Raw genomic sequence first — 16,700 nt, 5'->3', positions numbered from 1 at the left:
TGGTGGGCGATCGTTTCGGCCTGATGCCCAAGGATCGCGCAAACCGAGACCGAAAGCGCCAACCGTCCAAGGAGCTGCCGTCATGCGCATCGCGCTGATCCACATTGCCCAGGAAACCAACGACTTTAATCCGGTGCCGACGACGCTGGAGGACTACCGCGCCTTCGGCATCGAGAAGGGCGACGAAATGCTGAGCAACGCCGCCGCCGAGAGCGCAGTCGCCGGCTATCTGGACGCAGTGCGCGACTCAGGCCGCGATGTTGAGACCGTGCCGATCATCCGCGCCTTCGCCGTCGCCGGCGGACGCGTCACGCAGCAGGCCTTCGATTTCTTTGCCGAGAGCATACGTGCCGGTTTGCAGACGGCCGGACCGGTCGACGGATTGGCGCTGCAGCTGCATGGCGCCTGCGCCGCCGAGCATCTCGACGACGTCGAGGGCGCGCAGGCCAAGTTGTGCCGGTCGATCCTCGGTCCGCACGTGCCCATCGTGGCCGCTATCGACCACCATGCCAATGTCACCAATCAGCTCATCGCTCACTGCGATGCGATCGTCGGCCACCGCACCCAGCCGCATGACGTACATGATACGGGACGCATCGGCGCCCAGGTGCTGTTGCGCATCGCCGCTGGCGAGGTGAAGCCGGTCATGACCTGGCGCAAGATCCCGCTATTGTCGCATCAGGAACAGTTCCTGACCTCGCAAGGACCGATGAAGACCTGGTTCGACCGGGCGCGGCAGATGGAAACCGATCCTCGCGTCATCCAGGCTTCCAATTATCCCATGCAGCCCTGGCTGGACGTCGACGAGGGCGGCTGGTCGACCGTGGTCGTCACCGACGGCGATGCGGCGCTGGCCGATGCGCTCGCCGAAGAACTGGCCGATCTGGCCTGGTCGATGCGCGACGCCTTTCAGCGGCGCGAGGCGATTTCCGTCGACGATGCGGTGCGCAGGGCTGATGCGGCCCAAAAGGGCATGGTCGTGATCAGCGATACCGGCGATACGGTGTTCGGCGGCGCCGCCGGCGACAGCAATGTGATCTTGGAATCGATGCTTCGGCTCGGCATTAACAGCCGCGCCCTGATCCCGCTGATCTCCGCCCAAGCCGTCGCCACGTTGGCCCAGGCGGGTGAGGGCGCCTGGGTCACGCTGGCGCTAGGCGGCGATTCCGCGCCGGAATTCTTCACCCCGCTCGAGGTTGCCGGCCGCGTGCGCCTTCTCGCCGATGGCCACCACGTTCCGGTCGCGTTCAATCATCAGAGTCATATCGACATGGGTCGCGTTGCGGTCTTCGATGTTGGGCCGGTGACGCTGCTGATCAGTGAAAAGCGCGGCGTAGCCGGCAATCTGCCCGATGTCTATCGGGCCTTCGGCATCACGCCGGAGGACTACAAGATCGCCGTGCTCAAGACCGCCTCCAATTTTCAGTTCTTTGCGCCGCTGACCGCCCAGGTGATCCGCGCCGACACGCCCGGCCCGGGTCAATCGGACGTGCATACCCTGCCATGGCGGCGGATTCCGCGTCCGGTCTACCCGCTCGATCCGGTCGACGACTGGCGGGCATTCGACGCGCGCGTTCGCGGGCTGGAGGCCGAGGGCAGTAACCCGGCTTGACCGTGGCTCACGCCTCAAACAGCTCGGGCAGTGCCGCGCGAGCCGCCTGCGCGACCGCGGTGACGTCCTCGGCATTGGCGCCGCTATAAGGCCAAAGCAGATCCGGGCCAACCGGCCCCCAGCCCCCGGCAGCCGCCATCAGCTTGTCGAGCGCCGAATTGGAGAGCGTGCGCCGGCCCTGCCCAAGTGGCAGCAGGTAGGTCTTCAAAAAAGCCATGAAGCGGGCTTCAATCTCATTTGCCATGTCGGGGTTCGACTCGATCATGTGCCAATGGCGCACCGCACCATGCGGTGTCAGGCAGGCCAGGTTCGAATACGAGCCGTCGGCCCCCAAGGGCCGGCCGAAGGCGACAGAACCGCCCCCAACGAAGACGGAGAAGCTGGGCAGCAGGCGCCGTCGCTCGGCATACCAGGCCGCGTCGCCGCCAAGGCATTTGATGCCGACAAGGCCCGGCGCCTCGGCCCGCAGCGCTGCAATCTCGGCCAGCGAAAGCTGCGTCTTGGCGTGAGGCGGCTGGTAGAGAACAAGCGGCAGATCTCCGGCCGCCGCCTGCATGCCAGCGACAAAGCGTTTCTGTTCGTCGGGCGCGGGCGGCCACCAGTCCGGGACGATGAACTGCACCCCGTCCGGGGACAGCGCGCCGATCCGGGCCAGCCGCTCGCGAGACCGGCGCGCATTGGTGTCGCTGACACCGATCTGGAACGGCTTGCCGGCCGCGCGCGCCCGTGAAGCGACCAGTTCTGCCAGCGCGTCGAACTCGGCTTCGGTCTGATTGTGAAACTCACAGGCCGTGCCGTTGGTGTAGAGCCCGGCAAGCGGGCTGGCGCACAGTATGTCTACGGTCTCGGTCAGCGCGCCGTGATCGACCGCGCCGCGTTTGACGGGTAGCAGCACCGTGCCCCAGATGCCATCCGGACGCCAACTTGTGGCACGCATCAAATCTTTTCGGCCGCCTTGAGGTCGGCCTCCAGTCTTGTCTTGTAGGCCGTCTTGGCGGCCTCATCGACGCGGGCGCTCCTGCCGAAATAGACAAAGCCGAGCGCGCGGCGCGAACGGGTCGGCGAGGTGTTGGCGCCCGCCCAGTGCACAATCCGGGCATCATGAAGAAGGAACGTGCCAGCATCGCCCGGGCAGGCGACCGTATTCGCCTTGTCGTCGTCGGTTCCGAAATCGGTGATGCCTTGTGAAAAGCCCAGCACATCAGACCGGCCGTGCGGACGGAAGTCGTCGGCCTTGTGCGAGCCGCGTACATAGTGGATGCAGCCGTTTTCATGATCGACCGGCTCGAGCGCCAGCCAACCCGTCACCGCCTTGCACGGAGACAAATGGAAGTAATAGCCATCCTGATGGGGCGGGGTCGGCTGGCCGATGCCGGCCGGCTTGTTGAAGTATTGCAGGTTCTGGACGACCGCCTCCTCGCCGAGCGCGGCCTCGGCCAGGTCGCAAATGACATCGCTCTCGCACATGGCGCGGAAGTAGTCGTCATAAACGTTCAGCTTTTGGAGTTGCTTGAGCGTGCCCGCCTCGCCGCGCGCTTCGTAGTAGACCTCCTCGCGCGGCATGCTTGGCACGACTTCCGCGATGAAGCGATCCAACTCGCGGTTGATCGCGGCCATCGTGTCGGCGTCAAACAGCGGCGTGATGGCGACATAGCCGTCGCGCGCGAAGTCGGCGCTGAAACGTGCAAGGTCGATCGGGGCCTGGGCCATGGCATCCTCCCTCAAAGTGCGTCCAAGAAATCTATGCCGGTCAATCCGCGCGCCTCGCGCATGTCCTTGAGAGCTTCGCGCAGTGCTGCCTCGTCATCCGGGCCGAAATCGTCGTCGAGCGGGGCGCGGCAGTAACCGGCGTCGGCGCCCTGCCAGGCCATGATGCGCTTCAGTGCGGCCAGCGTGCGCTGTCGCAGCATGAAGAAGATGACTGCATTGGCCTTGTCCTGCAGTGCCTGGGCCTCGGCCAGCCGGCCCTCGCGCACTGCCGCGACCATAGCGATGAAGACCTCCGGCATCACGTTGTAGAACGAGCCAATCAACCCCGGCGCCCCATAGACCAGGCCCGACAGGGCCATTTCGTCGGCGCCCGAAAAGATCCGGAACCGGGGACCAAACTGGGCACGCATGCGCGTGTAGTCGAACTGGGTAGAGCCGGTGTACTTGATGCCTGCCACGCCGTCGATCGCGGCCAGCCGCGCGATGGTGTCAAAGCCGAGATGGCCGGCGAGGGGGATGTTATAGACCAACATCGGCAGATCCGTCGCCGCGGTCAGATCCTCATAATACCGCACGATCTGCTCGACCGTGAACGGCCAGTAGATCGGTGGTACCGAGGAGACCGCATCGGCGCCGGCCTGGGCGGCGTGCCTGGCCAGCGCTACCGAGTGAAACGTGCTGATCGCGCCGACATGGACGATGACCGGTACCGCGCCGGCCACCTCTTCGAGTACCGTCTCGACGACGAGGCGGCGCTCGTCTGGCGACATCATGAAGCCCTCGCCGGTCGAGCCGGTCAGGTAAAGGCCGGTGACGCCGCGTCCCAGAAGATGCCGCGTGCAGGTGCGCATGCGGTCGGGATCGAACAGGCCATTACGATCGAACGGCGTGATCAGGGCCGGAACGACTCCGTCGAGTTGAGCAATGTCGTGGCGCGCCATGGTCGGCGGTCTCCCTGAACTTGTCCGTCAGTCCGCGGCTTCGCGCTCGATCAGATGGCAGGCGGCATAGTGGTCGCGGCCATCAATTTCGTAGCGCTTGAGCGGCGGTTCGGCCTGTCTGCAAATGTCCCGGGCGTGGCGGCAGCGCGGGTGAAAGCGGCAGCCGGACGGCGGATCGACCGGGCTCGGCACATCACCTTCGAGCACGATGCGTTCGGTCTGCTTGTCCAGATCCGCCACGGGAATGGCCGACAGGAGCGCCTCGGTATAGGGATGCAGGGCGTTGGCGTAGAGGTCTTCGGCGTCGCATAGCTCGACTATCTTGCCAAGATACATCACCGCGATCCGGTCACACAGATATTCGGTGACGCTCAGATCGTGCGTTATGAAGATATATGTCAGGTTCTTGTCGCGCTTGAGCTCCATCAGAAGCTGCAGCACCTGTGCCTGGATGGAGACGTCGAGCGCGCTGACCGCCTCATCGCAGACAATCAGTTCGGGCTCGACACACAGCGCTCTTGCAATTCCGATGCGCTGACGCTGGCCGCCGGAGAATTCGTGCGGATATCGGTCCATCGCATCGCGGCTCATATTGACCGCTTCGAGCAGGTCGCCAATGACACGTCGCCGTTCGGCGCGGGTGGTGACGCCATATTTCTTCAGCGGATCCTCTAGCGAACCAAAGATCGTGAAGGCCGGATTGAGCGAGGAGTAAGGATCCTGGAAGACGATCTGAAGCCGTTTGCGGAATGGTGTCAGCGCCTTGGAATCGAGTTCGGCCAAGTCGACCGTCTCGCCATTGCCGCGATAGGTCACGCTGCCATTGGTTATGTTGACAAGCTGGAGGATGCCCTTGCCCAGCGTGGTCTTGCCGCAGCCGCTCTCGCCGACGAGGCCGAGCACTTCGCCGCGCCGCACCTGCAGGTCGATCCCGTCGACCGCACGGACATGGCCTACCACGCGCTTGAACACGCCGGCAGTGACGGCAAAGTGTATCTTGACATCCTTGAGCTCGAGGATCGGCTCTTCCGGGGCCGGCACGGCCTGCCGCGCTGCTGCCAGTGCGGTCACCCTGCCTTCCTGATCGTCCACGAGATCATTCTGCGGCATCGAGATGGACCTCCTCGTCCGCGTGGCGCCAGCACATGACGCGATGGGTCCCGCTTAGCTGCGTCTCTTCAGGCATGGTCTCGCACCGGGCGATGCGGTAGCGGCAGCGATCAGCGAACTGGCAGCCCGGCGGGCGCTTGTAAGGATTTGGCGTCTGGCCCGGAATTGCATGGATTTCCTGAGCCTTGCCGCGACCGAGTATGGGAATCGATTCCAGCAGCGCCCTGGTATATGGATGACGCGGCGTGCGCAGCACCTCGTCAACCGTGCCGGCCTCGACAATACTGCCCATATACATCACGGCGACCTCATCGGCGAGCTCGGCAACCACGCCCATGTCGTGCGTGATCAGCATGACGGCAGTGCCGTGTTCACGCTTGAGCGTCTCCATAAGATCGAAAATCTGTGCCTGAATCGTCACGTCCAGCGCCGTGGTCGGCTCATCGGCAATCAGAAGCTTCGGATTGCAGGACATGGCCATGGCGATCATAGCCCGCTGGCGCATGCCGCCCGAATACATGTGTGGGTATTCGTCGACGCGCTGTTCGGGTAGCGGAATGCCCATCGAACGCAAAAGTTCGACCGCCTTGCGGTACCGGGCGCGCCATCCCAGACGGGTGTGATAGCGCAGCATCTCCATGATCTGGAAGCCGATCGTGTAGACCGGATTGAGCGCGGTCATCGGATCCTGGAAGATCATGGCGATGTCCTGGCCGCGAATCGCTCGCATCTTGCGCCCGTTGCGCGGCAACAGGTCAATGCGGATGTCGCCGCGATCGCTGTGATAGGTGATCTCGCCGGCCTCGATGCGTGACAGTGTCGGCAGAAGTTGCATGATCGAGGCTGCTGTCACAGATTTGCCGCAGCCGCTCTCGCCGACGACGCACAGCGTCCGCCCGCGCCTGATTGAAAAGGACACCCCGTTGACCGCCTTGTTGCAGCGGTTGTTGGTGTAGATAAAGGTCTTGAGGTCCTTCACCGTCAGGGCGACGTCGCTCGCTGGAGCCATGATGGTCATCCCTGCTGGGACGGGTCTGTCGCGTCGCGCAGTCCGTCGCCGATGAGGTTGACGCTGAGCACGAACAGCGAGATCACGATGCCGACCGGCAGCCAAAGCCACCAGTTGTTTTCCAGCACACGCAGGTCCTGCGCGACATTCAGAATATTCCCCCAAGTTGGCGTCGAGAGCGGTACGCCCAGGCCCAGGAAGCTTAGCCCGGCCTCCTGAAGTATGAAGGCGGCTGTCGACAACGTCGTGTTGACCATGATCGGGCCAAGCGCGTTTGGAAGGATGTGCTTGTAGGCGATCAGCGCCGGCGCCAAACCGAAGGCGCGCAGCGCCTGTACATAGTCCTCTTCGCGCAAGGACAGCATGCGCGCGCGAGCCATACGGTAGATGCCGCCCCAGCCGGTCAGTGTGAAGATCAGGACCAGGTTGGACAGGGACTGGCCAAGGATAGCCACCAGCATCAGTACGAGGATGATCTGAGGGAAGGCCATGAGGATCTCGGAGATGCGCATGGCCAGTGCGTCCACCCAGCCGCCGACATAGGCCGTGTAGATGCCGATCAGGACACCGATGATGGTCGCCATGAGCGCGCTGCCGAGACCGACCAAGATCGACACCTGCCCGCCATACAGGACGCGCGCGAACACGTCGCGGCCGGTGCGATCGGTGCCGAACCAATGGTCGGCGGAGGGCGGTTGAAGCATGGCCCGCAGATTGATCTGTTGCGGATCGTGCGTCGTCAGCAGCGGCGCGCATATCGAGGCGAGCACGATGACCGAGAACACGACCAGTCCGATCATGGCCAGCTTGTTGCTGCGGAACTTGGAGAAGAACCGGCCCTGAACCGGCGCCTTGAAGGTGCCGGCCTCTTCGCGCGCGCGGATTCGGTCGAACTGCCTGTCGTGGCGCGTCCGAGGCCGAGCGGTGGTGCGTGTGCCGGGGCCGGGCAGCGTGGCGGTCATATTGCTATTCTCCCAGCCGGACGCGCGGGTCGATCAGGGCGGTGAGTATGTCGACGATCAGACTGGCAAGCAGCACGGCGATGACTGACAGCAGCGCGATCATCATCACAAGCGGGTAATCCTGGGAGCGGACCGCGGCGATGAATTCCGAGCCGATTCCGGGCCACTGGAACACCTCCTCGATGATCACCGAACCGCCGATCAGGATAGGAAGGCGAAAACTGATCAGCACAATCACTGGGGTCAGCGCGACGCGCAACCCGTGCAGCAGGTTCACTCGCCATTCCGGCATTCCCTTGGAGCGCGCAGTTTTCACGAACTCCTTGGATAGCGCATCGAGCATGGACGAGCGCGTGTAGCGCATCACGCCGGCCGTCATCATGATCGACAGCACAAGCGCTGGCATCACCAGGTGCGGCAGCCTGTCGAAAAAGGTCTCGTAACCGGGCAGCATGCGCCCGCCGACCGGCAGCCAGCCCAGATTGAGAGCGAATACCAGTATGGCGACCAGCCCGAAGAAGAATTCCGGTATCGACACGCCGATCATGCCGACCACCGTCAGGGTGTGATCAGCCGTCGTGCCCCGCGTCAGCGCGCTGATCGTGCCCAGGATCAGACCGAACAGCGTGGAGAAGACGAGCGCCGCCGCTGCCATCTCCAGCGTAGCCGGCAATCGGTCCAGGACGATCTGGCGAATTGGCACCCCGGCGGTGAGGGAATAGCCGAAATTGCCCTGTAACAGGCCGCTCAGCCAGATACCGTAGCGGACGATGAAAGGGTCGTTCAGCCCAAGGGAGTCGCGCAGCGCATCGAGCCGCTCCGGCGGCAGGGTTCCGGCCATTTCAGGCGGGATCATGTGCGAAACCGCGTCACCAGGCGTCAATTCGAGGCCGCCATAGACCAGGAAGCTGATCACGAGGGCCATCGGAATGAGCGTCAGCAGGCGCCGAATGATGTAGGTCAGCATCGGGCGTTTCCGGTCCGGGTCAGCGGTTCAGACATGACAATGGCAGCGCCGGCCCGCCGCGAAACCGCGTTCACGGCGGGCTATGGAACTGCGGCGCCATCAGGCCTATTTGCGGACGAACTGGTTGATCCAGAACATGCGCGTGTAGGGAAAGTCGATCGGGACCACCGTGATGTTCTCCATCTCCTCGAGCGCAGGAACGTCGGCGGTGTTCTTGGTGTAGCCGAAGTCGGCGCGGCCGGCAGCGGCGTTGCGCACGAGGTTGCCGTCGCCGTCACCGGACGGTGTCACGATGATCTGTTCGATTTTCGCCACGCCGCCATGATAGTCCTCGAATGGCACCAGTGTCATGAAATCGTTCATTCGCACTTCGTCGATCATGAACGGTCCCGAACCGACCGGCTTCTGCCAGAAGTCCGACTGCTGAAGCTGGATCGGATCAACGCCATCGAAATACTTGCGGGGCAACGGGTGGAACTGGGTGAGCGACAGCAGAATGTTGGGCGCCACGGTCTCGAATTCGAGCGTAAGCACATTGTCGTCGACCGAGATGCCGGAAATCTCGTCCGCCTCGCCGGCGACATAGGCTTCCGCGCCTTTGATGGCGCGGAAGGATGCGCTGACGGTCGGCTGCGTCGTGGGATTGATGGCGGCAGCCTGAATGCTCCAGGCGACGTCTTCGGCCGTGACCGGATCGCCATCGTGCCACAGCGCGTCGTCACGCATGGTGACGGTTAGCGTGAGGCCGTCATCGCTCATCTCGTAGCTGTCGGCCAGTTCGCCGCCGATCGGGGTCAGCGCGCCGTCGGCCAGCAGAACCGTGTCGAAGACGGCCTTGGAGGTGATCCATATGCCAAGATTGCGCCAAGGCAATTCAAAGAATTGTTGCGGGCCGGTATTGGTGTAGGCGACGCGTTCGCCATCCTCATTGGGCTCGACGGTCCATTCGGTGATGCCCCAATTGTAGTTGTATTGCTCGTTGCCATACGGATTGCCGTTGCGGTCGATCCGGTCGCTTTGGAAGATGAAGAGCTGCTGATAGTAGAGCGGGAGGATGTAGACGTTCTCGTTGACGATGCGCTCCATCTCGTGGAATGCCTCGCGCTGAACGGCGACGTCGGCGGTGCCATTGGCCTTGGCCACCAGGTCGTTCATCTCCGGAACGTTCGGGATCATCGGCATCTGGCCGTAGGCGAAACGGTTGAAGTATTCGTGCGGGGCCAGTGCTGCGCGCGCGCCATAGGCAATGTCCCATGACAGGCCCGAAGGCCCTTCGACCGGGTCGTCGGGCATTACGGTCAATTGCGCGCCGACATCGCCCTCCAACAGGCGGTAGTTCATTTGCACACCGACATCGGCGAGGTATGCCTGCATGGCGGCCATGAAGTCGGCCGTGATCTGGTCGGCATAATAATAGACGACGTCAAGCTCGCGGCTCTCGTCCCAGCCTGCTTCGGCAAGCAGAGCGCGCGCCTTGTCCGGGTCGTACTTGTAGTAGTTCAGTCCATCGGGCTTGTTCGGTCCGTGCGGCTGAAGACCGTTCGCCAGGATCGCATTGCCCTCAAAGATCGTGTCGACAATCGTCTCCATGTCGAGCGCATAGGCGATTGCCTGGCGTACGCGTGGATCGGAAAGCTGATTGTCGTTGACAGCTTGCGCTGTGGCTGTTCCGACCACGGCTGTCGACATCAAGAGCCCGGCGGTCGTCGCGAGAAGTTTCTTCATGGCGTTCCCTTTGCTGTGTTGCACCTTGGCAGAGGACACCTGGCAGCCAACCCGCGTCGGCCCTGGAATCCCCGCAGACCGGCGGCTTGACACCGCTTCGCATTATTGGGCCCTTTCGCACGACCATCGAACCGGCAGAGCGGTGCCGCCGAAGCGGCGCCGATACGTAACCGGCCAGGCGTAGCGGCCCGTGGAAACACCCGCAATGTATGCGCTATGCAAACCCAGCTCTGTGCCTCCCCGCCCGTAGCATGTCGCGCAACGGACTGTTCTATCTGACCTTTTTCGCCAACCCCGTTGACTGGCCAAGATATAAGCTTAACATAACAACATAGTATTTTACCCTGTCAAGCGCGTTTTGTGTGCCCGGCCTGTGGGGAGGAGACCATGTACAATGTGCTGATCGTGGGCACCGGGGGGATCGGGCGGCGGCACATTCGCGGTTTCACCGAAACCGGCCGTGCCTTGCTGAGCTATGTCGAACCGGATCCGGCCCGACGTGCCGAGGCCGAGCGCCAGCATGCTCCGACCGCCAGTCATGAAAGCCTTGAACAGGCCAACCTTGCCGCGCATGATCTGGCCGTGATCTGCGCGCCGGCCAACCAGCACACACAGATCATGCTGACCTGCGCCCGTGCCGGCCTGCCATTCCTGGTCGAAAAACCGCTCGCAGTTTCCCTGGACGGGGTGGAAGAGGTCATAGCGCACGTCGACCAGGCCGGCCTGGTCGCGCGCGTCGGCTATACGCGCCGCAACGCGCCCGAACTCAAAGCACTGCGCGCTCAGGTGCTCGACGGCAAGATCGGCGCAGTCAAGCTGGCCTATATCAACGCGTCGCAGGACTTTGCCCGATACCGGCCCGACTATCGCGAGACCTACTATTCGAGCCCGGAGATGGGCGGCGGCGCGATCCTGGATGCGGCCAGTCACAGCTTCGACGCGCTGATCTGGATCCTGGGGCGGCCGGTCACGGTCGGCGCCATGCACGACAGGATGGCGCTCGAGGGCAGCCGCACCGAGGACACCTGTCTGGTCAACATCCGTTTCGCCGGCGGGGCCATGGCGAATCTGACGATCAACCAGTTTCAGAAGCGCTTTGCGTCGACATTCGAGGTGATGGGCACGCGCGGCAATCTCATGCTCGAACATTCGACACTGAAATTCACCGACAACGACAGCGGTGCGTGGGTGGAGCAGCGCGATTTCATGGACGGGCTGGCGCCGATGGATGCCCATCAGGCGCGGTTCGCCATGCAGGCCAATGCCATGCTCGACGCGCTCGAAGGCAAACCGGACGAGTTGGCAACGCTGGAAGAGGCGCGCCTCAATCTGGCGCTGGCCCTTTCGGCAAAGCGTTCCTGGCACGAGCGGCGCTTTATTTCGCTCGACGGAGGCGAATCATGATGACGCTCGAGGGACGCAAGGTGCTGGTTGCCGGCGGCGCCGGCTATCTGGCAGCCCCGGTGTGCCGACTGATCCACCGAATGGGCGCGTCCGTGTGCATCGCCGACCGCGATGCGGAGCGCATGGAAGAAATTCGAGCCGAACTGGGCGCAACGGCGGGCGGAACACTGGCAACCGTGCCACTCGACATGGAAGCCGAGGACTCCATACGCGCCTGCGTCGAGCGGGCAGCCGACGTCCTTGGCGGTCTCGACGGGCTTGTGGTCGCCACGGCATATGGGTCGGGCAAGAGCTTCGATGCCCTGGATGCATCCGACTTCGAGCGGTCGAGCCGTATCAACCTGACCGGAACCTTCCTGATCGCACGCGCCGCCGCTGGGCATTTTGGCCGGGGCGGCGCAATGGTTCTCTATTCGTCCATGTATGGCACTGTCGCGCCGGTGCCCGACAACTATCCAGTCGCCATTGCGCCCAACCCGATCGAATACGGCGCGGCCAAGGCGGGGCTCAACCAGATGGTGCGCTACATGGCCGGCCACTTCGGCGCGCGCGGTATCCGTGTCAACGCCATCGCGCCCGGCCCTTTCCCGCACGGGCCGATCGTCGACGACCACCCCGACTTCATCGCCAATCTGGAACGGTCAACCATGCTGGGGCGCATCGGCCATCAGGACGAGACAGCCGGTCCGGTTGCCTTCTTGCTGTCGGATGCGGCGAGCTATGTCACCGGCCAGGTTCTTGCGGTCGATGGTGGCTGGACGGCTTGGTAGGGCGCGGGCGATGAGCGGACTTCCCCTCGGCGACAAACCACTCAAGCTCGCCATGCTGGGCATGGTCGAAGGCAATGGCCATCCCTATTCCTGGTCGATCATCATCAACGGCCGCTACGACGCCGACGCGCTCGCGCGCTGTCCATATGCGGTGATCCAAGACTACATTGCCAAGCAGCCGACCGGAACGCTCGGCATAGACGGCGCCGAGGTCACCCATGTTTGGACCGACGATCCGGCCGATGCCGAACGGGTTGCGCAGGTCGCCCATGTCCAGCACGTGGTCGCTCGCCCTGAGGACGTCATTGGCCAAGTCGATGCGGTGCTGATCGCCACAGACAAGGGGTTCGAGCATGTCGAACGCGCCCGCCCGTTCGTGGAAGCGGGCGTGCCAGTGTTCGTCGACAAGCCGCTGTGCGATAACAGGGCGGATCTCGAAACGTTCACGCGTTGGGTCGAAGATGGCCGACCGATCACCTCGTCATCGGCCATGCGGTATGCCAAGGAACTCGTCCCCTACCACGGCGCGACGTTCGAGTTCGGCGCGCTGCGCCATGTCGGCATGACGATGGCCAAGAAATGGGAGACCTATGGCATTCATGCGCTCGAAGCGATCTTCCCGATCCTCGGGCCGGGGTTCGTGTCGGTCCGCAACGTCGGCGATGACGCGCGCAACGTTGTTCATCTGACGCACCGTGACGGCATCGATGTGGTGCTGACGGTGACCGGGGACATGGTCGGCGGCGCCGGGCTGATTACACTCGCCGGCACGAAGGGTGGCATCCAGCTGCGAACCAACGACACCTATCGCGCCTTTCGCGACCAACTGGCCGCCTATGTGGGATTTCTGCGCGACGGCCGGGCACGCGTTCCGTTCGCCGAGACGCGCGAACTCATGCAGTTGCTGATCGCCGGGATCGAAAGCCGCCAGCAGGACGGACGACTCGTGCGGCTGGATGAATGGAAGGCGAGGTGATGGACGTCATGGAGAGCCTCTCGCTGAAGGGCAAGGTGGCGTTGGTCACCGGCGGCGCGGGCCAGTACGGTCGCCAGATCGTCGCCGCGCTGGCCGAGGCCGGCGCGACGACCTTCATCGCCGCGCGCGGACTCGCCAAGCTCGAAGCGGTCGCCGCCGAGGAGCGGGGCCGCGGCTACGACGTAAGAGCGCTGGCGCTCGATCTTGACGACCAGGCCTCGATTGACGCCATGCACTGTGCCGTCATGGAGCAGGCTGGGCGCTGCGACGTGCTCGTGAACAACGCTGTCACACGCGATCCCGACGCGGTCTGGGGTGGTGACATGATCGCCTATGACCGAAGCCTGCGCATCAACGCCTCGGCGTTGTTCTACGTGACCGAGTTGTTCTCACGCGACATGCGCGCGCGCCGGGCCGGCTCGATCATCAATATCGGCTCAATGATGGGTATGGTCGGCGTCGAACTGGCCAACTATGCCGGTACCCAGATGCATGCCAGGCCGTCACCCGTCTACTTCTACGAGAAGGGCGGCATGGTGAACTTCACGCGTTGGGCTGCGAGCATCGTCGGCGTCGACAATGTGCGGGTCAACTGCATCTCGCCCGGCGGCTTCTTCAACCATCAGCCCGAGGCCTTCGTCGAGGCTTACAGTGCCCGCACGCAGCTCGGACGTATGGCGAACGCTACCGACCTCAAGGGTGCCGTAGTGTTCCTGGCGTCCGATGCGTCGAGCTACATCACCGGCGCCAACATCCCCGTCGATGGCGGCTATACAGCGAAATGAACCCAAGAGACCCTGCCGTGACCGATCAGCCCTACTCCGCCTCCTCCAAGGCGCCAGTTGCCATGCGCCCGAGCCGGGTGCTGCGCCGCATCCGCGACGGGCGCGTCGCCCGCTGCCTCAAACTCAACACGACAGACCCCCGTGTGACCGAGATCTTCGCGCAAGCGGGCGCCGACGCACTGTGGCTGTGCATGGAACACGTCGCCACAACTTGGGAGCAGGCCGAGAACCAGGTCCGTGCAGCCAAGCTCTACGGAACCGATACGATCTTGCGCGTGGCGCGCGGCAGCTATTCGGACTATGTGCGCGGGCTGGAGATCGACGCTGCCGGTTTGATGGTGCCGCATGTCATGGACGCTGACGATGCGCGCGCGGTGCGGGACATGACCAAGTTCGCACCGCTCGGCCGCCGCGCCGTCGATGGCGGCAATGCCGATGCTCTATATGCGCAGCTCGGCCTGACCGACTATCTCGACCAGGCCAATCGCGAGCGCTTCGTCTTTTGCCAGATCGAGGACCCCGAGGCGCTCGACCATATGGAGGCGATCGCCGACATCGATGGCGTCGATGGCCTGTTCTTCGGCCCTGGTGACCTGTCCGTGGCGATGGGCATTCCTGGCGCGATAAACGATCCGGCCATCGAGGCCGCGCGTCGCAACCTTGCCGCGACCGCTCGGCGGCATGGGAAGATCGCCGCCACGGTCTGCGCGCCCGACCGGATCGGCGAAATGGTCGACATGGGTTACAACTTCCTCAGCGTCGGCGCCGACGTGATCGCGCTTGGCCAATACGCGGAACGCACACTCGCTACATTCGGAGATCTGTGAGATGCTTCGGCTCGATCCCGTGCTCGACACCGTTCTTGACGGACGCACAAAGGGCATTCCCGCGACCGCCACCCCGTTCAGGCTGCGCGATGTCGCCCGGCAGGGCTGGAACGTTTTGCGCGAGGATTTGCCCCTGCCGCTGATGGTGATCCGCCGGACGGCGCTCGACAACAACATCGCGGTGTTCGGGGACTACCTGGAGACGCACAATCTTTCACTTGCCCCCCATGGCAAGACCACCATGGCGCCGCAGATCTTCGAAGAACAGCTTGACCATGGCGCCTGGGGCATTACCGCAGCCACCGCCGGTCAGGTGCAGGTGATGCATCACTACGGTGTCAGGCGGGTCATCCTGGCCAACCAACTCATCGGTCGCGCCAACATCGCCGCCATAGCCAAGCTGCTCAATACCGATCCGGATTTTGACTTCTACACCTATGTGGATTCGATCGATCAATTGTCCCATCTCGATCACCACCTGTCCATGCTGGGCACCGATCGGCCGCTCAAGTTGCTGATAGAGGTTGGCGTTGCGGGTGGGCGCACGGGTTTGCGTGGTATCGGCCAGGCGCTGGCGGTAGCCGATGCGCTTTCAATGGCGGACCCGGCCCGCTTCCGATTCGCCGGGGTGGCCGCCTTCGAGGGAGTTGTGCCGGACGCTGCGGACAACCCTTCGGCAGTTGCGCACTATGCACAATCGGTTGTCGACGTCGCTCGCGCCCTGCCGCCCGCGCTGACCGCCGGTCTCGACGAATTCGTGCTGACGGGCGGCGGGTCGTCCTTCTTTGACCTCGTGGCGGACGCGTTCAAGCTCCACGGTTTGGGCGTACCCGTGCGCATCGTGCTGCGCAGTGGCTGCTATGTGACCAATGATTCGGGCAGCTATCGCGCCGCGCAGAGAGCGGCGGCGGCGGACCCCAAACGAAGCTGGAGCGGCGAACTAAGGCCGGCGCTGGAAGCCTGGGCCTATGTGCAGTCGCGGCCGGAGCCGGACCTGGCCTTCGTGACCATGGGCAAGCGCGATGTGCCCTATGACGCTGGCCTGCCGATACCGTTCCGGCTCTACCGGCCCGGGACCGGCTTCATCGGCGTGGGCGAGTGTGAAGTTTTCGCCACGAACGATCAGCACACCTATGTGAGGCTCGGCGAGGGCGCTGACTGGCAGGTCGGCGACATGGTGGCAAGCGGCATTTCCCACCCCTGCACGGCGTTCGACAAGTGGAGATTTCTGCCGGTGGTCGATGATGAATACAATGTCATAGACGGTGTGCTGACCTATTTCTGAGGCTTTTTGGGGCCTGGAGGGGTTCGCAAACCGGCTGTCCCGAGCGCGTTCATGGATGATGGGTTGAAGTCTTTTTCCGCGCATGGCGATGCCTGCCAACGCCTTGCGCCTGGCGAAGGCGTTCTTGATCGGATGTCGCTATTGAATTCCTCTATCCGCCTTCGGCCTGCTGGCGCGTGGCGTGGATGTAGGCGAAGCAGTCGATTTCGTACTTCAGGCGTGAGCCGAGCACGCCGACCAGCGTCGATCGGGTCGGGCGTGGATCGGGGAAATATTCCGCATAGATGCGGTTGTGCTCGGCTACATCCTCCTCGCGCTGCACATAGCAGCGACAGTTGACAACGTGGTCGAGGCTCAGCCCGGCTGCGTCGAGGATGGCAGACATGTTCTCGATCGACCGGCGCACCTCGCCTTCGAACGTGTCCGTGATGATGTGGCCGTCCTGTCGGTCAACCGAAGCCTGACCGGAGACGAACATCACATCGCCGGCGATGATGCCGGGACTGAACGGCAGGTTTGAGCGCGCACCCTGGTTGATGAGCTTGAGCATGGCGGTTCCTTTGCTGGCGGGCACCGGGGCCGTGTTTCGTGGTGACCGGAGTGCCGAGACGGTTGTC

16 protein-coding genes are annotated in these 16,700 nt (G+C 63.5%); 7 read left to right on the top strand and 9 right to left on the bottom strand.

Annotation, left to right across the window (positions count from 1 at the left end; all coding sequences use genetic code 11):
• Positions 1-82 precede the first annotated feature (82 nt).
• On the top strand, positions 83-1,612 hold the full coding sequence (locus RBB34_RS09485; protein ID WP_306118975.1) for a M81 family metallopeptidase: 1,530 nt from the start codon (positions 83-85) through the stop codon (positions 1,610-1,612).
• Positions 1,613-1,619: 7 nt separating this feature from the next.
• On the opposite strand, the gene RBB34_RS09480 is transcribed toward RBB34_RS09485, so the two are convergent.
• From RBB34_RS09480 to RBB34_RS09445, 8 genes are all read right to left on the bottom strand, one after another.
• Positions 1,620-2,549: a dihydrodipicolinate synthase family protein gene (locus tag RBB34_RS09480; RefSeq protein WP_306118974.1), complete on the bottom strand. Its 930-nt coding sequence runs from the start codon at positions 2,547-2,549 to the stop codon at positions 1,620-1,622.
• On the bottom strand, positions 2,549-3,322 hold the full coding sequence (locus RBB34_RS09475; protein ID WP_306118973.1) for a phytanoyl-CoA dioxygenase family protein: 774 nt from the start codon (positions 3,320-3,322) through the stop codon (positions 2,549-2,551). The genes RBB34_RS09480 and RBB34_RS09475 overlap by 1 nt, the downstream gene beginning before the upstream one ends.
• A gap of 11 nt (positions 3,323-3,333) precedes the next feature.
• The gene (locus RBB34_RS09470; protein ID WP_306118972.1) at positions 3,334-4,263 is read right to left on the bottom strand and encodes a dihydrodipicolinate synthase family protein; all 930 of its coding nucleotides are present in this window, start codon (positions 4,261-4,263) and stop codon (positions 3,334-3,336) included.
• A gap of 27 nt (positions 4,264-4,290) precedes the next feature.
• Entirely contained in the window at positions 4,291-5,373 is a 1,083-nt protein-coding gene (locus RBB34_RS09465) for an ABC transporter ATP-binding protein (RefSeq protein WP_306118971.1), read from the bottom strand.
• The gene (locus RBB34_RS09460) at positions 5,360-6,391 is read right to left on the bottom strand and encodes an ABC transporter ATP-binding protein (RefSeq protein ID WP_306118970.1); all 1,032 of its coding nucleotides are present in this window, start codon (positions 6,389-6,391) and stop codon (positions 5,360-5,362) included. The genes RBB34_RS09465 and RBB34_RS09460 overlap by 14 nt, the downstream gene beginning before the upstream one ends.
• Positions 6,388-7,344, bottom strand: a complete 957-nt coding sequence (locus RBB34_RS09455; protein WP_306118969.1) for an ABC transporter permease — start codon at positions 7,342-7,344, stop codon at positions 6,388-6,390. Before RBB34_RS09455 ends, RBB34_RS09460 begins: the two co-directional genes overlap by 4 nt.
• Before the next feature lie 4 nt (positions 7,345-7,348).
• A complete protein-coding gene (locus RBB34_RS09450; protein WP_306118968.1) occupies positions 7,349-8,311 on the bottom strand; it encodes an ABC transporter permease in 963 nt (320 codons plus the stop codon).
• Positions 8,312-8,416: 105 nt separating this feature from the next.
• Positions 8,417-10,036: an ABC transporter substrate-binding protein gene (locus tag RBB34_RS09445; RefSeq protein ID WP_306118967.1), complete on the bottom strand. Its 1,620-nt coding sequence runs from the start codon at positions 10,034-10,036 to the stop codon at positions 8,417-8,419.
• Positions 10,037-10,423: 387 nt separating this feature from the next.
• On the opposite strand from RBB34_RS09445, the gene RBB34_RS09440 reads away from it, so the two are divergent.
• The 6 genes from RBB34_RS09440 to RBB34_RS09415 are packed head-to-tail and all read left to right on the top strand — an operon-like array spanning position 10,424 to position 16,083.
• On the top strand, positions 10,424-11,440 hold the full coding sequence (locus RBB34_RS09440; RefSeq protein WP_306118966.1) for a Gfo/Idh/MocA family oxidoreductase: 1,017 nt from the start codon (positions 10,424-10,426) through the stop codon (positions 11,438-11,440).
• Complete coding sequence (locus RBB34_RS09435; RefSeq protein ID WP_306118965.1) at positions 11,437-12,210, top strand: SDR family oxidoreductase; 774 nt, start codon at positions 11,437-11,439, stop codon at positions 12,208-12,210. The genes RBB34_RS09440 and RBB34_RS09435 overlap by 4 nt, the downstream gene beginning before the upstream one ends.
• 10 nt (positions 12,211-12,220) lie before the next feature.
• Positions 12,221-13,186, top strand: a complete 966-nt coding sequence (locus RBB34_RS09430; protein WP_306118964.1) for a Gfo/Idh/MocA family oxidoreductase — start codon at positions 12,221-12,223, stop codon at positions 13,184-13,186.
• A complete protein-coding gene (locus RBB34_RS09425; RefSeq protein ID WP_306118963.1) occupies positions 13,171-13,971 on the top strand; it encodes an SDR family oxidoreductase in 801 nt (266 codons plus the stop codon). Before RBB34_RS09430 ends, RBB34_RS09425 begins: the two co-directional genes overlap by 16 nt.
• Positions 13,972-13,988: 17 nt before the next feature.
• Positions 13,989-14,798, top strand: a complete 810-nt coding sequence (locus RBB34_RS09420) for an aldolase/citrate lyase family protein (RefSeq protein ID WP_306118962.1) — start codon at positions 13,989-13,991, stop codon at positions 14,796-14,798.
• Position 14,799: 1 nt separating this feature from the next.
• Complete coding sequence (locus tag RBB34_RS09415) at positions 14,800-16,083, top strand: amino acid deaminase (protein ID WP_306118961.1); 1,284 nt, start codon at positions 14,800-14,802, stop codon at positions 16,081-16,083.
• Between the two features lie 151 nt (positions 16,084-16,234).
• On the opposite strand, the gene RBB34_RS09410 is transcribed toward RBB34_RS09415, so the two are convergent.
• Positions 16,235-16,633, bottom strand: coding sequence for a RidA family protein (locus RBB34_RS09410; protein WP_306118960.1), 399 nt, complete (start codon positions 16,631-16,633; stop codon positions 16,235-16,237).
• Positions 16,634-16,700: the final 67 nt, after the last annotated feature.

Origin of the sequence: Roseitalea sp. MMSF_3546, assembly GCF_030732865.1 — a bacterium.
Taxonomy (GTDB): domain Bacteria; phylum Pseudomonadota; class Alphaproteobacteria; order Rhizobiales; family Rhizobiaceae; genus Roseitalea.
The sequence above is the reverse complement of the archived record's forward strand: the minus strand, read 5'-3'. Positions and strand labels throughout refer to the sequence as shown.

Coding starts and splice junctions, on each gene's coding strand:
- RBB34_RS09485 (WP_306118975.1), top strand. CDS start 83: ATGCGCATCGCGCTGATCCACATTGCCCAGGAAACCAACGACTTTAAT.
- RBB34_RS09480 (WP_306118974.1), bottom strand. CDS start 2,549: ATGCGTGCCACAAGTTGGCGTCCGGATGGCATCTGGGGCACGGTGCTG.
- RBB34_RS09475 (WP_306118973.1), bottom strand. CDS start 3,322: ATGGCCCAGGCCCCGATCGACCTTGCACGTTTCAGCGCCGACTTCGCG.
- RBB34_RS09470 (WP_306118972.1), bottom strand. CDS start 4,263: ATGGCGCGCCACGACATTGCTCAACTCGACGGAGTCGTTCCGGCCCTG.
- RBB34_RS09465 (WP_306118971.1), bottom strand. CDS start 5,373: ATGCCGCAGAATGATCTCGTGGACGATCAGGAAGGCAGGGTGACCGCA.
- RBB34_RS09460 (WP_306118970.1), bottom strand. CDS start 6,391: ATGACCATCATGGCTCCAGCGAGCGACGTCGCCCTGACGGTGAAGGAC.
- RBB34_RS09455 (WP_306118969.1), bottom strand. CDS start 7,344: ATGACCGCCACGCTGCCCGGCCCCGGCACACGCACCACCGCTCGGCCT.
- RBB34_RS09450 (WP_306118968.1), bottom strand. CDS start 8,311: ATGCTGACCTACATCATTCGGCGCCTGCTGACGCTCATTCCGATGGCC.
- RBB34_RS09445 (WP_306118967.1), bottom strand. CDS start 10,036: ATGAAGAAACTTCTCGCGACGACCGCCGGGCTCTTGATGTCGACAGCC.
- RBB34_RS09440 (WP_306118966.1), top strand. CDS start 10,424: ATGTACAATGTGCTGATCGTGGGCACCGGGGGGATCGGGCGGCGGCAC.
- RBB34_RS09435 (WP_306118965.1), top strand. CDS start 11,437: ATGATGACGCTCGAGGGACGCAAGGTGCTGGTTGCCGGCGGCGCCGGC.
- RBB34_RS09430 (WP_306118964.1), top strand. CDS start 12,221: ATGAGCGGACTTCCCCTCGGCGACAAACCACTCAAGCTCGCCATGCTG.
- RBB34_RS09425 (WP_306118963.1), top strand. CDS start 13,171: ATGGAAGGCGAGGTGATGGACGTCATGGAGAGCCTCTCGCTGAAGGGC.
- RBB34_RS09415 (WP_306118961.1), top strand. CDS start 14,800: ATGCTTCGGCTCGATCCCGTGCTCGACACCGTTCTTGACGGACGCACA.
- RBB34_RS09410 (WP_306118960.1), bottom strand. CDS start 16,633: ATGCTCAAGCTCATCAACCAGGGTGCGCGCTCAAACCTGCCGTTCAGT.